This is a genomic window from Paenibacillus sp. FSL W8-1187 (assembly GCF_037965485.1).
Classification (GTDB): Bacteria; Bacillota; Bacilli; order Paenibacillales; family Paenibacillaceae; genus Paenibacillus_O; species Paenibacillus_O pasadenensis.
Genome location: NZ_CP150181.1, coordinates 614739 through 632741 on the forward strand (window position 1 = coordinate 614739; position 18003 = coordinate 632741).

General features: G+C 63.2%; 12 protein-coding genes. 4 read left to right on the forward strand and 8 right to left on the reverse strand.

From position 1 onward, the window contains the following. Positions 1-63 precede the first annotated feature (63 nt). Both NYE40_RS02720 and NYE40_RS02725 read right to left on the reverse strand, forming a co-directional pair. Entirely contained in the window at positions 64-4179 is a 4116-nt protein-coding gene (locus tag NYE40_RS02720) for a S8 family serine peptidase (protein WP_101808456.1), read from the reverse strand. Between the two features lie 342 nt (positions 4180-4521). After that, a complete protein-coding gene (locus NYE40_RS02725; protein WP_028597978.1) occupies positions 4522-5391 on the reverse strand; it encodes an AraC family transcriptional regulator in 870 nt (289 codons plus the stop codon). Positions 5392-5559: 168 nt separating this feature from the next. On the opposite strand from NYE40_RS02725, the gene NYE40_RS02730 reads away from it, so the two are divergent. The 3 genes from NYE40_RS02730 (at position 5560) to NYE40_RS02740 (ending at position 9259) form a co-directional block, all read left to right on the forward strand. After that, a complete protein-coding gene (locus tag NYE40_RS02730) occupies positions 5560-7584 on the forward strand; it encodes a peptidase G2 autoproteolytic cleavage domain-containing protein (RefSeq protein ID WP_052333039.1) in 2025 nt (674 codons plus the stop codon). Between the two features lie 80 nt (positions 7585-7664). Then, positions 7665-8693: a YafY family protein gene (locus NYE40_RS02735; RefSeq protein WP_240478963.1), complete on the forward strand. Its 1029-nt coding sequence runs from the start codon at positions 7665-7667 to the stop codon at positions 8691-8693. Between the two features lie 62 nt (positions 8694-8755). After that, positions 8756-9259 carry a DinB family protein gene (locus NYE40_RS02740; RefSeq protein WP_028597976.1) on the forward strand — a complete coding sequence of 168 codons (504 nt, stop codon included), beginning with the start codon at positions 8756-8758 and terminating at the stop codon, positions 9257-9259. Between the two features lie 251 nt (positions 9260-9510). Here the strand turns inward: NYE40_RS02740 and NYE40_RS02745 are convergent, their stop codons facing one another. From NYE40_RS02745 to NYE40_RS02755, 3 genes are read right to left on the reverse strand one after another with little or no spacing between them, the layout of a single operon-like run. Continuing rightward, complete coding sequence (locus NYE40_RS02745; RefSeq protein WP_028597975.1) at positions 9511-10374, reverse strand: sugar phosphate isomerase/epimerase family protein; 864 nt, start codon at positions 10372-10374, stop codon at positions 9511-9513. A gap of 2 nt (positions 10375-10376) precedes the next feature. Next, positions 10377-11549, reverse strand: a complete 1173-nt coding sequence (locus NYE40_RS02750) for a Gfo/Idh/MocA family oxidoreductase (RefSeq protein ID WP_339279271.1) — start codon at positions 11547-11549, stop codon at positions 10377-10379. 56 nt (positions 11550-11605) lie between these two features. Next, positions 11606-12781, reverse strand: a complete 1176-nt coding sequence (locus NYE40_RS02755; protein WP_028597974.1) for a Gfo/Idh/MocA family oxidoreductase — start codon at positions 12779-12781, stop codon at positions 11606-11608. 238 nt (positions 12782-13019) lie between these two features. Here NYE40_RS02755 and NYE40_RS02760 point away from each other — a divergent pair, with 238 nt between their 5' ends. Then, positions 13020-14588: a diguanylate cyclase gene (locus NYE40_RS02760; protein ID WP_339279272.1), complete on the forward strand. Its 1569-nt coding sequence runs from the start codon at positions 13020-13022 to the stop codon at positions 14586-14588. Positions 14589-14635: 47 nt separating this feature from the next. Here the strand turns inward: NYE40_RS02760 and NYE40_RS02765 are convergent, their stop codons facing one another. The 3 genes from NYE40_RS02765 to NYE40_RS02775 are packed head-to-tail and all read right to left on the reverse strand — an operon-like array spanning position 14636 to position 17905. Further along, positions 14636-16123, reverse strand: a complete 1488-nt coding sequence (locus NYE40_RS02765; RefSeq protein ID WP_028597972.1) for a hypothetical protein — start codon at positions 16121-16123, stop codon at positions 14636-14638. Next, on the reverse strand, positions 16113-17468 hold the full coding sequence (locus NYE40_RS02770; RefSeq protein ID WP_339279273.1) for an AAA family ATPase: 1356 nt from the start codon (positions 17466-17468) through the stop codon (positions 16113-16115). Before NYE40_RS02770 ends, NYE40_RS02765 begins: the two co-directional genes overlap by 11 nt. Beyond that, the gene (locus NYE40_RS02775) at positions 17465-17905 is read right to left on the reverse strand and encodes a hypothetical protein (RefSeq protein ID WP_028597970.1); all 441 of its coding nucleotides are present in this window, start codon (positions 17903-17905) and stop codon (positions 17465-17467) included. Before NYE40_RS02775 ends, NYE40_RS02770 begins: the two co-directional genes overlap by 4 nt. Between the last annotated feature and the right edge of the window lie 98 nt (positions 17906-18003).

Genomic DNA, 18003 nt, shown 5'->3' on the forward strand with positions numbered 1-18003 from the left:
CCTGGTGCCTTTCGGGAGCTGCGGCCGGAGAGCGGGGGAGCGCCTCGCGGCCGCGAGGGGAAGCTAGATCAGCTTGGCGCCGCTCAGCAGCTTGTGCAGCACGGTCGCCGCCGCTTCGCGCGTCGTCGAGCCGAGCGGATCGAAGGCGCCTGCGGAGCCTTCCATCAGTCCGGATGCCGTGACGGCAGCGATGCTGTCCTTGGCGAACGCGCCGAACTTGCCGGCGTCGCTGTAGGTCGTGAACTTGCCGCTATCCGACTTGGCTCCGGCCAGGTCGGCCGCTTTGGCCAGCATGACGGCCAGCTCCTGGCGGCTGATGATGCCGTTCGGACGGAACGTGCCGTCGGCGTAGCCATTGATCAGGCCGGCCGCATAGGCCGCGCTGACGGCATCCGTATACCAGGCGCCGGAGGCGAGGTCGGTGAACGGAGCTTTGGACGTCGTCGTGAGGCCGAGGCCGCGCGTCAGCATCGCTGCGAATTCGGCGCGGGTCACGCTCGCTTTCGGCGTGAAGGCTCCGGCAGCGGTGCCGTTCAGCAGCAGCTTGTCGGACAGCGACTGGATGCGGGACTGAGCCCACGAGCCGGCGATGTCGGTGAAGGCCGCGCCGCCGCTTGCCGCAGCGTAGGTGGAGAAGCCAGGGCGGCTGACGACGACGGTCGTCGTGCCGTCCTCGTGCGTCGTGAATACGGCTGGAGCCGGAGCTTGCTTGCCGCCCGCGAGGAACAGCACGCCCGCTTTTTCGGCGGAAACGCCTTTGTCCAGCGTGAAGCTGCGCTTCAGGAACGTTTTGGACGGAACGTTCAGTGGAACGGAGCCGCTCGCGCTCACGACGTTCGCCTCGAAGGCGACTGGCGTGCCGAGCACGGTCGCGCCGGAGAACTTGGACGCTTCATCCGCGGCGGAGCGGATGATCAGCTCCAGTCCGCTGCCGGCCGGCACGGAGGCGAGCACGGACAGAGGCAGCTCAAGCGATTCCTTGCCGGTGTTCAGGTAAAGCGCGCTGCCGGCCGGAGCCGTGCCGAGCAGCTGGAGTTGATCGGCCGGCAGGCTCAGCTTGGATGCTTTGCCGGATTCGGCCGCCGCGTTTACGACGAGCGCCAGCTTGACGCTGCCGGTGCCGATCGCCGCTTGCAGGTCGGCGTAGGTGACCGTCGTGACGGTCGCTGCGCTTTCCGAGGCGGTCGTGCTCTTCACGGTCGTCTGCGCCAGCCCTTGGGCTGCGATGGCTTTCAGCGCCTCGCCGGCTGCCGCAGGCGCCGGAGTCGGAGTCGGGGACGGAGCGACGATCGGGCCTGGGAAGCCTCCGCCGCCGCCGCCGGTGCTGTAGTTGCTGTTTACGACGGAGAATGGAATGTAGCCGAGCGTTTGCGCGGCGACTTTGCCGTTTGCAATTTTCGCCGCGACGATCGTGAACGCGTAGGAGCCGTCCTTGAGCGCTCCGTCTACGTCCTCATAATCCGCATCGAGCGAATAGATGCCGTTGAAGCTGTGCTTGTACGTCTTCTTCTCCAACGCCTTGGCAGAGCCGGTGGCGTCCGTGACGTTGAGATAGCCGATCGTATCGTCATTGATGTCGGAGATGGCGACCTCGTAATAGTTCATGCCTTCCGCAGCCAGGCGGAAGCTCAGCTCGATGCTGTCATTCACGCCGTCGCCGTTCGGAGACAGCTGGCGCGAGGTAAGCGCTACGTCCTGGATGCCGTAGCCCGTGTCCGGCGTCTTGTCGCCGACATGGACGACGAACGGAATGTGCAGATCCGGATGGCCGGCCGATTTCAGCACGACCGAGCCTTCGTAGACGCCCGCCTCCGCATCGGCTGCCGGCTTGACGCTCAGGCTGAACGGCTGCTTGCTGTAGGCGTTGGCCGTCACGGTCTGGCCGGTCAGTCCGCCGAAGGAGACTTGGATCTTGCTCGTATCCGGCGTGGCGATCGGGTTTGCCGGATCGGACGTCACGCTCGTGTGCAGCTCGTAGGAAGCCGTGTAGGTAAGAGCTTTGTCCGACACGTTGTTGAGCTGCAGCGTGATGGACTTCTCCGCGCTGCCGGCGGCCATGACGCCGAAGCTGGCGTTGTCGCCGTAGTTGGTCGTCGGCACCGGATTCATGTTCACGTCGTACAGCGTCAGCTGCTCGACGGTCTGCAGCAGGGCCGGAGTTTCCAGCGCCTTGGCGACGTTGACGCGGCCTGCGCCTTGGGAATAGACGTCATAGCGGATGCCGTCCTCGTCGGAGATCGGATCGGCGGTGTTGGCCAGCGCCGCGCGGATGTCGAACGGCGTCCACTCCGGATGAGCCTGCTGCAGCAGAGCCGCCAGGCCGGCTACGTGTGGCGTCGCCATGCTCGTGCCGCTGCTGCGGCTGTACGCTTCGTCATAGGACGCGCCCGGGATGCCCTTGCCGTAGGCCGGCCAGGTGGACATGACCGCGACGCCCGGAGCGACGACGTCCGGCTTGATGCCGAGGATGCCGTCGGCGTTCGGTCCGCGCGAGCTGAAGCCCGCCATGCGGTCGCCGGGGTCCTGCTCGGACGTGTACTTGGCGAAGTCGAACCAAACGTTGGAGTTGCCGCTCGCGGTCGCGAAGCGTGCCAGAGCGCGGCCGGTCTTGCCGTCCAGATCGAGCACCGGAACGGTGAAGCCGTCGCCGTAGAAGTTGCCGATCTCGCCGTCGCGGTCCGGAATCGATTCGCTCAGGTCCGCATTGCCTTTCAAGTCATCTTTGCCGTTGAAAATGACGACCGCCTTGGCTCCATGCTTGCGGGCCTGGAGGAACTTGTCCACAAACGTCGTCGAGCCGCGGGAGACGAGGACGATCTTGTCCTTGACATCCTTGTCTTTATAATCTTTTTCGGCGCCCAGATTCACGTAGATCGCTTCCTGAGGTCCGGTGCCGATATCGGATGCGAAGTCGTTGTGCTTGATCATCCAGGAGACGATCGGCAGGTCAAGATCATACACGGAGCCGGTCACCGTCTCCAGGCTGTCCTTGCGGTAGACGGATGCCGTCACTTCCGCGCCGTATGTAGCGCTCGGGCTCGTCGCCGCGCCGACGGAGATGGACAGCTGGCTCGACGCCGGGGAGCCCATCGAATAGAAGTGCTGCTCCGAATCCTCGGCGTTGTTGCCGTTGGCTACGACTGCGACGACGCCGGCGAGCACGGCGTTGTTGAGCGCGATCGCATCCGGCGTGAACGCGTCCTTGGCATCGTCGGAGCCGAGCGACAGGTTGATGACGTCCATGCCGTCCTCGACCGCATGCTCGATGCCGTCGATGACCTGCGCGGAGGAGCCGGAGGAGCGGCCCGTCTCATAGTTGAAGCCGAGCACCTTGTACACATGCAGCTCCGACTCGTACGCGACGCCTTTTTGCGAGTACTCGGTCTCGTTCGCTTCGCGGGAAGCAATCGTGCCGGACACATGTGTGCCGTGCGAGGTGCCAGTGTTGCCGCTCTTGGCGTCCGGGATTTCCTCGTACGGGTCGTCATCGTTGAAATAGGAATCGTGGCCGCCTGCATAGGCGTCCTTCAGGTCCGGATGCAGGTAGTCGACGCCGGTGTCGATGACGCCGACCTTGATGCCTTTGCCGGTGATGCCTTTGGCCCAGGCATCGGGAGCGCCGATCTGGGTCAGCGGGCTGATGTCGCACTTGCAGTCGGCCGGGTCCGCGCCGAGCGGAGTCGGGCTCGTATCCGGAATGGAGTAGAAGGTCCGGTTCTCATAGACCGACTTGACGCCGGAGAGGGAGGCGAGCTTCGGAATCTGATTGGCCGGGAGCTCGATTTCCATGCCGTTCAGCACGGTGTCGAACTGGTACGAAACGTCCAGGGAGATGCCGAGCTTCTGCGCCTGGGAGATGAAGCGGGACTGCTGCCCGCTGATGCTGGCCTCGGTCGCTTCGGCGCTCAGGGACTTGACGCCCATTTTCGCGGCGTATTTGCCTTCGGAGATGGAAGCTCCGTCGAGCTGGACGATGACCTTGATCCGTTCGGAGGAGGTCGTGTCGAGGCGAGGAGAGATGAGCGGCTGCAGGCCTTTGGACAGGCTGCCGGCGAGGATGCCCGGCGTCACGGCCGGCTCGGCCGCTGCTGCGGTCGACGCGAACGGCGTCAACACGAGCGCTGCGGTCAGCGTGGCCGACAGCGCCTTGGAGATGGCTTTGCGTTTCGAATTGTGCAAGCAAGGACCTTCTTTCTGTAAAAGGATGAGGGCGTTGTTGAGATGACAGCTTAAATAACATTGACGGTCGATAATTCTGTCATCTTTCAACAAAGTAATCTAAGAATACTCTGACAAATTGGGCTTGTCTAGCAGAAATTGGGGAAAAACAGATGTGTTTTATGCGTCTATACGCTGAAACTTTACCCGATAATTGCGGTGATGCTTTACTACAATGATTTATTTTCTTGCTCGTTTTCAAATAAAAGCGAAAAAACGCCCGTTTCTTAAAAAAGAAATGGGCTGTTAGTCTTGATTTTAGAATAGGTCTATGTGATCATATCTGACGCGAATCGACAGCCGTCACATCCCCCGCCGATACCGGTCGGGCGACACGCCCATCAGGCGCTTGAACAAGCGGCTGAAGTGGGCGGGATGCTTGAAGCCGACCGCATAGCCGACGTCGGTGACGGAGGCGTCCGGCTCCAGCAGGAAGCGGATGCGCGCCTGGTTGATGCGCTGCCGGTAAATATAGTCGAACAGCGCCACGCCGGTCACTTCCTTGAATGTGCGCGACAAGTAGGAGCGGCTCACATGGAGCTCGCTGGCGATGCCGCCGAGCTCCAGCTCCTCGCTCAGATGCCGCTCGACGTAATCCATCGCCTCCTGGGCGATCGCCTCCTTGTCGCGGGAGCCGCGCCCTCCCCCGCCCGCCCCGAGGCGCAGCGGCTCGCGACAGCGCTCGTAGACGAAGCAGAGCAGGTCTTCGAACGCCAGACGCAGCCGCCGCGCGGCGACCGCGCCTTCCTCCCCTTGATGCCGATGCATGCGCAGCAGCAGCTCCTCGGCCTCGGCCCGCAGCTCGCCCCGCAGCTGCAGCCGGTAATTGCGGAGCTCCTCGAACGGCTGCAGCAGCGGCACCGAGCCGGGCAGGCCGGTATGGGCGGACGGCGGCTCGGCGGCTCGCAGCGGCTCGGGATCGAAGTGGATGAAGCTGCGCACGTACGGCGCAGGACCGGAAACCTTCGGCCGATGCAGCGTCATCCCGTACATGAGCAGCATGTCGCCCGGCTCCAGCCGGTAGATCCGGTTGCCGATCAGGTAGGTGCAGTCGCCTTCATGAAAATAGTAGATTTCATAATGGGTATGGGAATGGAAATCCGGCAAGACCGGGTAGGTCGAGCGGTACGAGAATTCGATCATCCCTTGCCGGTCGCTGATTGCCGGGAGCATGTCGTTCGCCTCCTCGTGGGACGGATAGTGCCAGCATAGCATTCCCCATCGCGAGTGACCAGCCTCTTTCCAATGGGTCGTTGCCGCGCCGCCCGGACGAAATCCGATTGGATGAATAAAGTGAACAAGCTTGACCAATACGAGATTCATAGAACGGGAGGAAGGATCATGGATTGTCAGAGAAATGCGGCCGGTCCCTGCTCCACGGCGGAAGGCTCGGCGACGAACAGCCTCGGATTCGCTTCCCATGCGGAAGGAATCGAGACGCTCGCCCAAGGGAGCGGCAGCCATGCGGAAGGCTACCTCGCGGAGGCGATCGGCGACAGCTCGCACGCGGAAGGCTCGGGCACGGTCGCCCAAGGCTCCGCCTCGCACGCGGAGGGCTTCCGTACGACGGCGAGCTCGGACGCGTCGCATGCGGAAGGCAGCCAGACGAGCGCATCCGGAGGAGCCTCGCACTCCGAAGGCTCGGGCACGTCGGCTCCAGGCATCGCCTCGCATGCCGAGGGCCATTTGACGGCGGCTTTCGGCACGGGCTCCCATGCGGAGGGCTATTTGACGGAAGCGACGGCGGACAGCGCTCATGCCGAAGGCTCGACGACGGTCGCGGCCGGCTCGGCGTCCCATGCGGAAGGCTTCCGCTCGATCGCGGAAGCGGATGCGGCGCACGCGGAGGGCAGTCTGACGACGGCGGTCGGAGCGTCTTCCCATGCCGAGGGGGAGGCGACGCGGGCGCTTGGAGCGACCTCGCATGCCGAGGGCTACATGACCGAAGCGGCGGCGGACAGCTCCCACGCGGAGGGCTCGACGACGACGGCGGGCGGCTCGGCATCCCATGCGGAAGGCTTCGAGACGACGGCGGGCAATACGGCGGCTCATGCGGAAGGCATCCTGACCAACGCGGCCGGAGTCGCCTCGCACGCCGAGGGCGACGGCACGGCGGCGATCGGCGAGGCGTCTCATGCGGAGGGGACGGCGACGCAGGCGGAAGGAGACTTCTCCCATGCGGAAGGCAACGGCTCGCAGGCGACCGGACTGACCTCCCATGCGGAGGGCGGCGGCTCGATCGCAGCGGGCAACTACTCGCATGCGGAAGGGTACCAGACGCAGTCGCAAGGAAGCTATTCGCATGCGGAGGGCTTCCAATCGCTCGCTACCGGAGTCGTCGCCCATGCCGAGGGCGGCTATACGACGGCATCCGGCCTGTATTCGCATGCGGAAGGCTACTACAGCCAGGCCACCGGCGGCGTGTCCCATGCGGAAGGAGGCAGCGCGACGGCTTCGGGCGAATACTCCCATGCGGAAGGCTTCAACAACACCGCGCAGGGATACGCCTCGCATGCAGAAGGGAGCAACACGGTGTCGAGCCAATTCGGCTCGCATACGGAAGGCGTCAATACGGCGGCGTCCGCCTTTGCCAGCCATGCCGAAGGACTGAATACGACAGCCGCCTCTTCCGGTTCCCATGCGGAAGGCGAGTCGACGACGGTGCTGGCGGGGCATTACAACTCCCATATCATGGGCCAGTACGGCTCGACGCTTTACCCGTACTCCTGGCATGTCGCCAACGGCGCCAATGAGGCGGCGCCGGGCTTGGCCGCCGTGCTTCAAGGCAGCACGGGCAACATGTATATCGACGGCACCTACAATACCGGCGGGGCCGATTACGCGGAGATGTACGAGACGGCGGACGGGGCGGCGCTCGAGCCGGGGTGCTTTGTGACGCTGGCAGGGATGAAGATCCGCAAGGCGGAAGCCGCGGACACCTATGTGCTCGGCATCGTGAGCGGCTCGCCGGCGATCGTCGGCGATGCGGCCGAGCTGCGCTGGCAAGGGGCTTATCAACGCGACGAGTGGGGCCGGGTCCTGTATGAGGACTTGCTGGTGCCGGAGCGCTTGGACGAAAACGGCCGGCTGCTGCAGCCGGCTTCGACCCGGACGGTGCCGAAGCTGAACCCGGATTGGGATCCGTCGCGCCTTTACGAATCCAGGCGGATGCGGCCGGAATGGGTCGCCGTCGGCCTGATGGGCAAGCTGCTCGTGCGCGACGACGGCACCTGCGAGCCGGATGGCTGGTGCCGGCCTGCCGCGGGGGGCACGGCGACGGCCGCTTCCGGCGGGTACCGGGTGCTGGAGCGCACGGGTCCTTCGCAGATCCGGATCCAGTTCGTTCCTCCTTCTATTTCGCAATAGCGCCCTTGATGGCGGAGGCCGGGCAGGGTACGATAGCCGCAGGAACTCAGTCTGGACGAAAACGAGGGAGGATGGGCGCGATGAAGCTGGACCGCCTGCTTGCGATTACGATGCTCATGCTGGGGCGGAAGCGGATCGGCGCCAAGGAGCTGGCCGAGCGCTTTGAAGTGTCGCTGCGCACCGTCTATCGCGACATGGAGACGCTCAGCCTGGCCGGCATTCCGATCGTCTCGTACGCCGGAGAGGGCGGAGGCTACGAGATCATGGAGGGATACCGGCTGGAGAGGCAGTTTCTGACGATGGAGGAGCTGCAGGCGCTCGTCGTCGCCCTCAAAGGCATCTCCTCCACGCTCGAGGACCGGGACATCTCCCGGCTGCTCGACAAGGTCGGGGCGATGCTGTCCTCCGCGGACCGGGAGCGGATCGGCGGCGCGTCCGAGGAGATGGTCATCGACTTCAACCCGTGGGGAGGCGGCGCGCGGGAAAAGGATAAGGTCGCCACGCTCCGGCAAGCGATCCGCGAGCGGCGCGTCGTCCGCTTCGCCTATACGGATGCCGGCGGACAGCGGACGGAGCGCAGCTGCGAGCCGTACCGGCTCGTGCTCAAGGGCTACGTCTGGTATATGCACGGCTTCTGCCGGACGCGGCAGGATTGGAGGCTGTTCCGCCTGTCGCGGGCGCGCGAGCTGGAGGCGGGCGCAGAGACGTTCGTGCGCCGGGAGGATCCAGGCGACGAGGAGTCGCTCGCCTGGTTCGGCTCGGGCATGGAGGGAGGGCATCGCGTGAAGGACATCGCGGTGCTCTTCGAACGGCAATCGCGGACCCGTGCCGAAGATTACTTCGGCACGCTCGACAGCGTGATCCGGATGGAGGAGCGGCCGGGCGGCGCGCTGCTCGTGGAGTCGCGGCAGCCCGACGAGCCTTGGCTGGTCGCATGGCTGCTCGGCTTCGGCACGGGCGCTCGCGTGCTGTCGCCGCCGGAGCTGGCCGAGGCCGTCCGGGCCGAGGCGGAGGCGGTCGCGCGCCTGTACGGCGTTGCCGGCGAGCGGGAGCAGGCCGCCGCTGACAGGCAGCTGTCAGCGGAAGCGGGTTATGCTCGGAGAGGCTAGCGGCATCTCTTTGCTTCGCAGGGAGGCGCGGCCGGAATCGATCTCCGGGAGGATGAAATGAAATGTTCAAGACCGTTGATGAATTCGTAGAGGAATGGACGTTGGAGTCGAAGGGGACGCTGCGGATGCTGCAAGCCCTGACGGACGCTTCTCTGACGCAGCCCGTTTGGGAAGAGGGACGGAATCTGGGGCGGCTGGCCTGGCATATCGCGTTCAGCCCGTACGAGATGCTGACGCGCACGGGGCTGCGGCTCGCGGAGCCGGGGCGGGAAGAGGAGGTGCCGGCGTCGTCGGCGGACATCGCCGCGGCGTACGAGCGCTCGGCGAGCAGCATCGCCGATGCGGTGCGGGAGCAGTGGAGGGACGGCGATCTTGCGACGCGGCATGACATGTACGGGGAGCCGTGGTCCAATTCGCTCACGCTGAGAATTCTGATCCAGCATGAAGTGCATCATCGCGGCCAGCTGTCCGTGCTCATGCGCCAGGCCGGCTTGCGCCCGGTCGATCTGTATGGACCGGTGCTGGAGGATTGGGCGGGCTTCGGCATGCAGCCGCCGCGGGTGTAGCTCGGCCGGCGAGGAATAGCTCTCCTCAGTGGCAAATATGGCACGGAGAAGCTCCGCCGTCGGTTGCCGGGGAGTTCGAAGAAATCCTTTTCCCCCCAAAAAAACGGGACGAGGCCGTCGATGACGGCTTCGTCCCGTTTTTCTTGCCGCCCGCCTAAGCGAGAGCGGTCCATCTCCCGGCATCTCGCACGGCGCAGAGCGCCGCGAGAGCCGCGCCGCCCCTTTCCCCGCGCAAAAGCCGTCTGGCTCGGCTAGCGGGCCGCGCTCTCCTGCAGCAGCTCGCGCATGTAGGCGGCGAATTGCCGCAGCATCTCCGGCGAGCGGTGCTCGCCGCTGAAGTCCTCGACGCCGATCCAGCCGTCGTAGCCTACGGCGGCCAGATCCGCCGTCACCTGCGCCCAGTCGACGATGCCGCGGCGCATGCCCGCCCAGCCGCATGTCCACCGCACGCTGCCGTCCTCGCGCTCGGTCGAGGTCCAAGCGGCGTTTTTCATGTGCACATGAGCCAGATGCGGCCCGAGCAGCTCCATGCCCATCCGGTAGTTCTCGAAGCCCTCGTGGACCATGTTGCCGGGATCGAGCAGCACGCCGACGGCATCGGGATCAAGTCCTTCCAGCAGGCGCGCGGCCGCCGAGGCGCTCGGCGCGATCGTGCCGTGGTGGGTCTCGAGGACGCCCTTGACGCCGTAGCGGCGGCATAATACGGCCGCCTCCGCCAAGTAGCGGCGCTGCTCCTCGTACAGCTCGCCGAACGGCCGCGTGCGGTCATAGCCGTGCAGGCCGAGCCGGATCATGTCCGCGCCGAGCGAACGAGCGGCGGCCAGCACGCGCTCGGCCGCGTCGAGATCGCCGCAGCGCAGATAGGGAGCGATGCCGATGCTGCGCAGTCCGGCGGCGGAGGCGGCCCGCTCGTAGCGAGCCAGCTCCTCCTCCGAGGCGTCCACGGGGATGGTGGCGAGGTTGTTGCCCCAATACGACGGAGCCTGCTGGCGCGCCTCGTCGGAGGTGCGGGCGTAGCGCCACTCGATGCCCTGCAGGCCGGCGGCGGCCGCCGAGGCGGCGAGCTCCTCCGGCTGCAGGTCCGGGGTGGCGACGGTAAAGACGGACAGGCGAATGCTCATGGACGGAGCTCCTTTCCTTGCGGGGAGTCGGATCGGGATTCCTGCGCGGCTGCCGAGGCGGAAGCCGCCTGGGCCTGCGCCTGCAGGACGCCCGCTCCGCTGTCGATCCGGATCGCCTGAGCTTGCGCGCGCAGGCAGAGCTCGGCCGCCTTGAACGCATGCTCCTGGGTCATGGCGTTCTCCGTGCGGTTCAGCACGTCGAGGATCAGCTGGCCGAAATAAGGGAAGCCGACCTTGCCGCCAAGCTCCATCCGGTGCTCGCCCTGGCCGTCGACGAGGTAGAGCTGGTCGCCGCCGGAGCCGCGGGCGATGTCGACGTACTTCCGCAGCTCGATGTAGCCCTTCGTGCCGAGCAGGATCGTCCGGCCGTCGCCCCAGGTCGACAGTCCGTCCGGCGTCAGCCAGTCGACGCGGAAGTACTGGCTCGCGCCGTTGTCGCCGAGCAGCGTCGCATCGCCGAAGTCTTCGAGCTCGGGATGGTCCGGGTTCGCGAAGTTGCCGACCTTGCTGCTCAGCACCTGCGCGTCGCGGCAGCCGGCGTAGTGCAGGAACTGCTCGATCTGATGGCTGCCGATGTCGCACAGGATGCCGCCGTAGCGCTCCCGCTCGAAAAACCAGCGCGGCCGGGAAGGAGCGTTCAGCCGATGAGGTCCGGTGCCGATCACCTGCACGACGCGCCCGATCGCGCCGTCCTCGACGAGCTTGCCGGCGAAGACGGCGCTCTCCACATGCAGCCGCTCGCTGAAGTAGACGGCGTATTTGCGCCCGGTGCGGGCAGCCGTCTGGCGCGCCAGCTCCAGCTGCGCCAGCTCCGTGAACGGCGTTTTGTCCGTGAAATGGTCCTTGCCGTGCTCCATGACGCGCACGCCGAGCGGGCCTCGCTCGCTTGGCACCGCGGCCGCCGCGACGAGCCGGATGTCCGGATCCTGGAGAATCTCCTCCAGCGAGCCGGCCACCACGGCGCCGGGATAGCGCGCGGCCAGCGCGGCCGCGCGTTCCGGCTGCGGATCGTAGACCGCGGCGAGCGTGCCGCCCGCCTCGGTCAAGCCGTTGCACATGCCGTAGATATGGCCGTGATCGAGATGCGCCGCCGCGAAGCGGAACTCCCCTTGCTCCACGACCGGCCGCGGCTTGCCCTCCGGCGCGTAGTTCATGCCGTCCTTGCTCATCGGTGTTCTTCCTCCTTTTTCTCGGTCCTGCGTCTAGCTTCCCTGACCGGCCGGGCTCAGTGCGTGCCCTGCACGTCGAGCCTGGCGCCGGCCGCGGCCGGATCCTTGCGGCTGCTGGAGGCGTCGATCCGCTCCTGCAGCGCCTGGAGGTAGCGCTCCTCGTCGAGCGGCAGCTCCACCCAGCCGTCGGTCCACGTCGACAGCAGCATGGCGTTGCACAGCTCGAGTCCGCGGATGCCCTCCTCGCCCGGAGCGGCGAGCGGAGCGCCGGTACGGATCCCGTCCACCCAGTTCCGCGTGACGGCGCGGTGATGCTGCGGATCTCCGCCGGGCAGCGGAACCTCGATGCGCCACGTCTCCGGCGAGCCGAAGCCGCCCTTGTAGTCGCGGTTGAACTCCGGCTCGGGGACGCGCAGCCTCCAGAACGTCAGCTTGCCGTCCTCGGCGACGAGCTTGCCCCGCTCCCCGCTGATCTCGAGCCGGTTCGTGCCGGGGGCGTCGCAGGTCGAGGTGATGAAGACGCCGGTCGCGCCGTTCGCATACTCGGCGTAGGCCGTCACGTCGTTCTCCACCTCGATGTCCCGATGCTTGCCGAAGCCGCAGAAGGCGCGGATGCGCGACGGCATCAGCCCGGTAATCCATTGGAAAAGGTCGAGGTTGTGCGGCGACTGGTTCATCAGCACGCCGCCGCCCTCTCCGGCCCAGGTCGCCCGCCAGCCGCCGCTGTCGTAATAGCTCTGCGGCCGGTACCAGTCGGTGATGATCCAGTTGATCCGGCGCAGCTCGCCGAGCTCGCCGTCCGCGATCAGCTCCCGCATCTTGCGGTAGAGCGGATTCATGCGCTGGTTGTACATGAGGGAGAAGACGCGCCCGCTCGCCGCTGCGGCCTCGTTCATTTCCCGCACCTGCTTCGTGTAGACGCCGGCCGGCTTTTCGACCAGAACATGCAGTCCGGCGCGGAATGCCGCCTTGGCCTCTTCCGGATGCGCGTAATGAGGCGTCGCGATCAGCACGGCGTCGACTTCGCCCGAGGCGATCAGCTCCTGCGTGCTGCCGTATGTCCGCACCTCGTTCCCGAGCTGCTCCTGGGCCCAGTCGCGCCGCGCCGCGACGGGATCGGCGACTGCCGTCAGCACCGCTCCCTCTACTTCGCCCCGCGCCAAATAGCCGGCATGCGCGGAGCCCATATTGCCGAGTCCGATGACCCCGATGCGGATCGGATCTTGATTCATGGTTCTGTTCCTCCTCCTTGAAGGTCGGCCGAAATGCCGCATTGCGTTGCCTATGAATCCGCTTGCAGGAGTCATTCTAACATGATGCCGCTTTGTTCACTTGATCGACGCATGCCGATCCGCGGCCGGAATTAACTCTCGTTGCCTAATTTACCGAAGAAATAGATATCCCGGAATCCGTCCGCTTCCCGGCGGCCGAGAAAGGCCGGGGATCAATCGTACTGGTGGAGGACTGCTTATGCTGATGACCGCTTCCTGCCTTGTGGCGGCTTGCGTGCCGATTGCCTTGTCGCTGATTCTATTCCGTTTCCGGCAGGTGCCGGGGACGATCTTTTATATATGGATGGCGGTGCTGTCGGCCTTTTTCAGCTTCACCGTGCTCATGCAGTATTCCATGCCGGAATTCGAAGCCAAGCTGTTCTGGCGGAATGCGACGCAAATCTCGATCTTCCTGTTCCCGATTGCCAGCCTGTTCCTCTCGATGGTCCATGCCGAGCTCGAGCGCTGGATCCGTCCGGGCCTCATCATCGCCCTGTCGGTCGTCTCGCTCACGGCGCTCATCCTGTTCTTCACGGACACCGCCCATCATCTGATGCGGCAGGAGGTCCATGTGAGCGCATCGGGCCTGACCGTCGCGCACCGCACGACGCTGGGCACGCTGTTCATCGGCTACACGCAGCTCGTCCAGCTGGTCGGGGCGTCGCTGCTGCTCCGAGCGGCTTGGGACGCTGCCGGCCGGCGCCGCAGGCAGCTTGGGCTGATGGCCGTAGGCGCGCTGCTGCCGGTGCTCGGCATCAGCGCGAATCTGATCTACCCCGAGCTGTCCGCCACTCCGGCCGGCTCGATCCTGTCCTCGCTTCTTCCCGCCTGCATCATGATCTTCTACGGCCTTTACCGCTATCAGCTGCTGCATATCGTGCCGTTCGCCCGCGACAAGCTGATCGAGAGCATGAAAGAGGGCGTCGTCGTGCTCGATGCCGACCATCGGCTGATGGACTACAATCCTTCCGCCTATCGGCTGCTGGTCAAGGCCGGAGCGCAGGAGGGGAGCAACTGGACGGCGCTGCCGCTGTCGCTGCTGCTGCCGGGAGCGGAGTCGTGGCTGCAGGCGCATGAGCGCCGCAGCGAGCTGGAGATCGAGCTCTCCTTCCCGGATGGGAGCAGCGAGCAGCAGGTATGGCTCAGCATCACGGTGACGCCGCTGGAGTCGGAACGGGGCGTCTACTTCGGCAGCCTGTCCGTCATCGCGGACATTACCGAGACGAAGCGGCTGGAGCAGGACTTACGCCGCCGCGCATCGACCGACGGGCTGACCGGCATCTACAATCAAGTCGGCTTCATGGAGCGGGCGCAGCGCCATTTGTCGCTCAGCCTCGAGGACGGGGAGGGGTTCAGCCTGATCGTGCTCGATCTGGACCACTTCAAGCGGATCAACGACGAGCATGGGCATCAAGTCGGCGACATGGCGCTCAAGGGCTTCGTCCGTTCCGTGCAGCAGGTCGTCGAGCGGCGCGCGCTGTTCGGCCGGATCGGCGGCGAGGAGTTCGCGGTCGCGCTGCCGGGAGTCCGGGCGGATCAGGCGCAGGAGCTGGCCGAGCGGATCCGCCGGGCGGTTATGGAAGGAGCCGGCCTGGAGGCCGAGGAGGAGAGCCGGCCGGCGCGGGTGACCGTCAGCATCGGCGGCTCGACCGCGAGCTCCGCCGATCGGGCGGACTTCCAGCGGCTGCTCGCCGCGGCGGACCGGGCGCTGTACCGCGCGAAGCGGAGCGGCCGCAACCAGGTCCGCTGGGCGGAGGATTCGCCTTGAGCGGGACGCCAAAAGCGCCTGGCCCCAAGAGGGCCAGGCGCTTTTGGTCATTTCGGACGCTTCACTCCGCCCATGCGTTTCATTCTGAATCCGTACAAGTAGATTTCAGGCATGTTGATGCGTCCATCCGACCGCTGTTCCAATATTCCGAGCGACTTCATGTATTCGATCAGCTCGGAAGGCTGAGTCACCAAAGGCTGGTCTTTGGTCCATTCCGTACGTTTGATCGCATCGATGAATATGGCTTTTTGAGCCGGTACGGTAATGCCGTACAGATTCGGCTTGAGATGGTTGAGCCACCGGTATTCTTCTTGCGCCAGTTCGGCGATGCGGTCTTCGGAAGTTTCCATCAGCGCTCCTTGCAGCGCGGATGGCTGCACAAGCCTGTTCTGAAGCAGCAGCTTGGAATCAAATCGCTTCAGCTCTTGCAGGGCAGCCCCGGCGAATAGCTTCAGGAAGGAGCGAGGGGCGATTCTTTTCTCCGCATCTTGAAGATGGTTCGGAACCCAGCGGTATGAGTTTCCTTTTCTCGCGTCCGCGCCCATGAATTCCCCGACAAGATGGGTCATGAATTTTTCATGCAGCGCTTCATCTGGCGTTGGAATATAGCCGAACTGATCGTCTTTGCGAACGATCAATCCCGGAATCTGGTCAAGATACTGTTTCATTCGGTCGCTTCCATTGGCCATCCGCTTGATCAAAAGCTGATACAGCCACGAGGTGGTCCATTCCAGCTGCAGCTGATGCGGCCTCAGCTTTGAAGCATCGGGAAAGCCTAAATAATCTTGTTGGAACAAGTCCGACCGCAAGAAGATTTTGGGGCGGATTCGCTCCCATCTGCGGTAGCGATCGAGCCAGAAGGCAAGCAGCTCCCGAATGGGGCCAGCCAGCTTGTCGTGCGAAGTCGTCAGCCGATCGAGTTCGTCATACGTCATATAAAGCCACTGTCCATGTTCCGCCAAGTGCTGGTCCATTTCGTCGAAAGCTTGATTAATGTAATCCAAATGCTCTTCGACGTCAGGCAGCCAGCGTTGGATCACCCCTAACGACTTTGTGAGCGCTTCGATCAAGCTCGGCGGCAAAGAGTTGAAGAAAGGCCGAAGATGCTCCGCTGAATCATGCTGAAGAAGCTGGCCGACCCACAGCCCCACCCAAAAAGAGCGGATTCGATAGTTGTTGGCGCTGGAAATGACCCGTTCGATTGTCTCCGGTGCGGGAAGGCTGATTCGGGATTCCTTGCTCCTGCCGTATCCCGAAATCCATGTCTCCTGGCTCGGCTGATGCGAGTTCAGGGCAGTCGAGGTGAACGCTTCTCGGCCGCTTTTGCCGGACAGCATCTCGAACAAAGCGGATTTCCCCGCCCCGCGGCCGCCAAGAATGAGGATGATTCCAGGCTCAAGGACGCGTTTATGGGCCGGGTTGTATAGAAAGTTTTTCAATGCGGCATCGCTGTCCCCGGCCTCGTCTTCGGTGATGCCGCCGTTGGTTATCTTGCTCATATCGTGCAAAAGCTCTTGTTTAAGCTCACTCAGCATGACCTGACTCCTTTCCCAATATTCTTAACAGCTTGCGGCTTAGCTTGACGTAAGGGCCGCTGTCTCTTGTAAACAGTTCAACAATATCTCTCGTTGATTCGCCATAAAGAGATACTTCTCCTCGAAGCTTGGAATCGTATGGAACGACGATAGGGTAGAAGGCTTCATCCTCATTGTTCGTGTTGATCCGCTCCACTTCGCCTTCTCCATAGTAATTTTCCAAAAACACGTCGTAGCTTCTTTCGCGGAACATCGCCGTTTCTTGAGCTTGAGTCGCGAGTCCGACTTCTGGTCCCATGGCATGCACCATGATGACAGGCAGCGGGGCATCGCCGTAAAGGTTGGCGGCGCGGCGAATGACATGGCGCAGGCCGGACCAGGTTTGTTCCGATTGCACTCCGAACAGGACGGCAGCGTGGGAGAGCTGTGTCAAAGCCATTCCGCCGATGTCATGGAAACCGGCGCGGGCGTCGACAAGAATAAGATCCAATCGATACTCGCTTGTCGAAAGCTCGCGAATCAAGTCCCGAATGCTTTTTCCTGCATCATTTGTGGTAAGAGAATGGAAATCAATGCGGGAAAGCTTTTCCATGTAAAGATCGTCGATCACCCCGGCAGGCACCAGTTGAATCGTTTCTCCCTGATCTCCCAGGATCTGCTGATCAGAGACGACCTGAAGGTGATTGCGAATGGACCATTGCTTTCCTTGAATCGGTTTTTCAATTAGATAATCGACGACTCCGAAAGATACCGTTTCCCTAGGATAAAAAACGCTCCCCGCCCCGGGCGCCTCCAGATCGAAATCGACAATGCCGACCCTCAGCCCTTGACGGGCGAGATTGACGGCTACGGCCGCTAGCGCGGTCGTTCTCCCGACACCGCCCTTAAAGGAATAGAACGAAACGATAGCAGGGCGACGGCCTTCCTGCACGAGCTGGAAGGGCCATAATGGCTCATTCGCATTTTTCTCCACCCAGCTTTTTTTTGCCGCATGTCGTTCTAAAATAAAGAGGCTGCAGGAGGACGGATTGGAAAGGATCAGATCGGACTCCCATTCAACTGGCTTTCTTTCCGATTTGACGATGTCGGCAAGGGATCGATGCGGATCGCGCTCATGGGGAGAGCGTACCCACAGATCATCTCCCCAGTACACGCCAAGCCTGCGAGCCAGCTCGATCTCCGCTGCCTGACACGCTTCCAGATCGGACGGAGCAACGCCGTCCGCCATCAGCCTGACTTTGCCTTTGACATCCCGGATGATCGTGATTTCGGATGCGTATTCATCCAAGTTCGTGTCCAGGACCGCCTTTTGGCACTCTCGAAGGGCATCGGAAAAAGTAATCATGACAGACCGAGCTCCTTTCGCTCTATTTTTCCATCGAGAATCATTTCAAAAAGAGTCGATTCCACCAAGAGCGAGGCCGATTCGATCGCTTCACGCGCTTCTTCCTGCTCCCATAAATAATTCGCAGCATATCGACGTTCAGGATGATGCCGATAAAGAACCGCATTTGAATCGAGGGAGGGCAAAGACATTGATTCGGTGTGAGGCATGAGCATTTTCAAGCGTTTCAAGCCTTTGAGGCTCATTTCGCTCAAATTATGCTGAAAGGCTTTGGCAGTCGAGACGTTCATATAGTATTCGAGAATGGCTTTATAACTACATTCTGCCGCATATCCCGCTAAATAAACGCCGACGTCTAGCAGAAGCGGATCGACTCTCAGCTGTTTCGCAGCCATTAGATTTCGCAAGGCGGATTGGATAAAATGTTCATTAAGCACGGCAGGATTCCTTTCTCTGCCCAAAGGGTTGTTAGATTCATTTTCACTGATGAGCCGTTTTGTAGCAAGCTCATTCTATTAAAAGCGAAATAACCGAT

Bases quoted from the DNA above. Each gene is read 5' to 3' on its own strand.
- NYE40_RS02755 (WP_028597974.1), bottom strand. From the start codon at position 12,781: ATGAATCAAGATCCGATCCGCATCGGGGTCATCGGACTCGGCAATATG.
- NYE40_RS02765 (WP_028597972.1), bottom strand. From the start codon at position 16,123: ATGCTGAGTGAGCTTAAACAAGAGCTTTTGCACGATATGAGCAAGATA.
- NYE40_RS02735 (WP_240478963.1), top strand. From the start codon at position 7,665: ATGAAGCTGGACCGCCTGCTTGCGATTACGATGCTCATGCTGGGGCGG.
- NYE40_RS02740 (WP_028597976.1), top strand. From the start codon at position 8,756: ATGTTCAAGACCGTTGATGAATTCGTAGAGGAATGGACGTTGGAGTCG.
- NYE40_RS02750 (WP_339279271.1), bottom strand. From the start codon at position 11,549: ATGAGCAAGGACGGCATGAACTACGCGCCGGAGGGCAAGCCGCGGCCG.
- NYE40_RS02730 (WP_052333039.1), top strand. From the start codon at position 5,560: ATGGATTGTCAGAGAAATGCGGCCGGTCCCTGCTCCACGGCGGAAGGC.
- NYE40_RS02725 (WP_028597978.1), bottom strand. From the start codon at position 5,391: ATGCTCCCGGCAATCAGCGACCGGCAAGGGATGATCGAATTCTCGTAC.
- NYE40_RS02760 (WP_339279272.1), top strand. From the start codon at position 13,020: ATGCTGATGACCGCTTCCTGCCTTGTGGCGGCTTGCGTGCCGATTGCC.
- NYE40_RS02770 (WP_339279273.1), bottom strand. From the start codon at position 17,468: ATGATTACTTTTTCCGATGCCCTTCGAGAGTGCCAAAAGGCGGTCCTG.